This is a genomic window from Streptomyces purpureus (assembly GCF_014648195.1).
Lineage (GTDB): Bacteria > Actinomycetota > Actinomycetes > Streptomycetales > Streptomycetaceae > Streptomyces > Streptomyces purpureus.
This window is the reverse complement of sequence record NZ_BMQQ01000013.1, coordinates 57,914-60,309: the sequence shown is the minus strand read 5'-3', so window position 1 is coordinate 60,309 and position 2,396 is coordinate 57,914. Positions and strand designations below refer to the sequence as shown.

Genomic DNA, 2,396 nt, shown 5'->3' with positions numbered 1-2,396 from the left:
GGGTGGAGCAGCTCGGTAGCTCGCTGGGCTCATAACCCAGAGGTCGCAGGTTCAAATCCTGTCCCCGCTACTGAAGAGAAGGGCCCGGATCCAATGGATCCGGGCCCTTCTCATGTGCGCGACACGTGCCGAACGGCCTGTCTGGTGGGGCGAGTTGGGGTGAGACGTGTTTGACTTATCTCTCTGTGGGCATGTCGACAAAACGCTGAAGTGACCTCACTGGCTGCGGTATACCAGGTGTACGCGGGTTGCGGGTGGTGCGACGATGGAATTTATGGGGGACAGGGCAACTCTGTTGGAGACAGGGCGGTTTGTGCAGCGGCATGGAGAGAGCGCCGCGGACGCGTACGGGACGGGTGACTCCGGGACCGTGGAGAACGTCGACGTGGTCGACACCGCCGACACCGCCGACCCCGCTTGCACCGCCGACACCGTGGAGACCGAGGCCCGGCACCGGCGTGCCGCCGACAGCGGGGACGCGGCGTCCATGAGCGTGCTGGGCGCGCTGCTGCTGCGCCGCGGCGACCTCGACGGCGCCGAGCCCTATCTGCGCGGAGCCACCGCCGAGGGCGACCGGGCCGCCGCCAACAACCTGGGCGTCCTCCTGCACCAGCGCGGATACGCCGAGGAGGCCGCCGGCTGGTGGCGGGTGGCCGCCGTGGCGGGCTCCGCGGCCGCCGCGCACGCGCTGGGCCGTCACTACCGCGAGCGCGGCGACGAACCGGCCGCCGAGTACTGGCTGCGCCAGTCCGCCGAGCAGGGGCACGCGCTGGGCGCGTACGCCCTCGCCGATCTGCTGGAGCACCGCAGCGACGTGGGCGCCGAGCGCTGGCTGCGCGCCGCCGCCGAGCAGGGCCACCGCGAGGCCGCCTACCGCCTCGCCCGCGCCCTGGAGCGCCAGGCGGACACCCCGGCCACCGCCGCGGCCGCCGACGGCGCGCACGCCTCCGGCGCGCGGCACGACGCGTCGGCGTACGCGACCGGCACCCGCCACGCCACCGACCGCGCCCACGGCACCGGCACCCGTCACACCGCCCACAGCACCGGCACCCGGCTCACCGCCCACGGCACGGGCACGCGCCACACCGCCTACGGCACCGGCACCCGCCACAACCTCGACGCCGCCCTGGAGGCGGAGCAGTGGTACCGCCAGGCCGCCGCGCGCGGACACCGGCGGGCCGCCCTGCACCTCGGCGCCATCCTGGAGAAGCGCAGCGAGCTCAAGGAGGCCGGGCGCTGGTACCTGAACTCCGCCAAGGACGGCGAGCCGAAGGCGGCCTGCGCGCTCGGGTTTCTGCTGCGGGACGCGGGGGACGAGGAGAGCGCCGCCGTGTGGTGGCTGCGCGCCGCCCAGGACGGCGACGGCAACGCCGCCAACGCGCTGGGCGCCCTGCACGCCGCGCGCGGTGAGCAGCAGAGCGCCGAGCGGTGGTACCGCGCCGCCATGGACGCCGGCGACGTGAACGGCGCGTACAACCTCGGGCTGCTCTACGCCGCCCAGGACCGCACCCAGCAGGCCGAGCAGTGGTACCGCAGCGCCGCCTACGCGGGTCACCGCGAGGCCGCAAACGCGCTCGCCGTCCTGCTGCTCCAGGCGGGCGACCCGGGCGGCGCCGAGCCGTGGTTCTCCAAGGCGGCCGAGGCCGGCAGCGTCGACGCCGCATTCAACCTGGGCATCCTCTACGCGGGCCGGGACGACGACCGTACCGCCCTGGGCTGGTACGAGCGCGCCGCGTCGGCCGGGCACACCGAGGCCGCCCTCCAGGTCGGCATCGCCTGCCTGCGGGACGGCGAGGAGCAGGCCGCCGAGCGCCATCTGCGGTGCGCGGCGGGCGGCGGCAGCGCCGAGGCGGCCTTCCGGCTCGCCACGCTGCTGGACGCGCGCCGCCCCGAGCCCGGCCCGCCGGCGCTCGGGGAGTCCCACGCGGAGAAGACCGAGTGCGAGGAGTGGTACGAGCGCGCCGCCGAGCAGGGCCACCGCCGCGCGCAGGTGCGGGTCGGCATGCTCGCCGCCGCGCGCGGCGACACCGCCGAGGCGGCCCGGTGGTACCGCGAGGCCGCCGACGCGGGCAGCCGCAACGGCGCCTTCAACCTCGGCCTGCTGCTCGCCCGGGAGGGCAACGAGCGTGAGGCCGCGCTCTGGTGGGCGCGGGCCGCCCGCGCGGGGCACGGCCGCGCCGCGCTCCGGCTCGGGCTCCTCGCCGCCCGCCGCGGCGAGCTGACCGAGGGGCGGCGCTGGTGCGCCCGGGCGGTGGAGCTGGGCCCGGCGGAGGTGGCCGAGCGGGCGGCGCGGCTGAGTGAGGCGCTGCATCAGGAGCTGACCGCCTGAGGCCCGCGTTCAACCCGCGTAGCTATTCGATTTGCGCTGGTCCGAGGGGTGCCGTAAGGTTGTGTTC

At 75.6% G+C, this 2,396-nt stretch carries 1 protein-coding gene and 1 tRNA gene; both read left to right on the top strand.

Annotated features, from left to right (window positions below; genetic code table 11):
• Positions 1-67, top strand: a tRNA-Met gene (locus IEZ01_RS18055).
• A 198-nt stretch (positions 68-265) separates the two neighbouring features.
• The gene (locus IEZ01_RS18050) at positions 266-2,329 is read left to right on the top strand and encodes a tetratricopeptide repeat protein (protein ID WP_189202591.1); all 2,064 of its coding nucleotides are present in this window, start codon (positions 266-268) and stop codon (positions 2,327-2,329) included.
• The last annotated feature ends 67 nt before the right edge of the window (positions 2,330-2,396 follow it).

What these genes read in the sequence shown, in the direction of transcription:
- IEZ01_RS18050 (WP_189202591.1), top strand. Translation starts at nt 266, where the DNA reads ATGGAATTTATGGGGGACAGGGCAACTCTGTTGGAGACAGGGCGGTTT.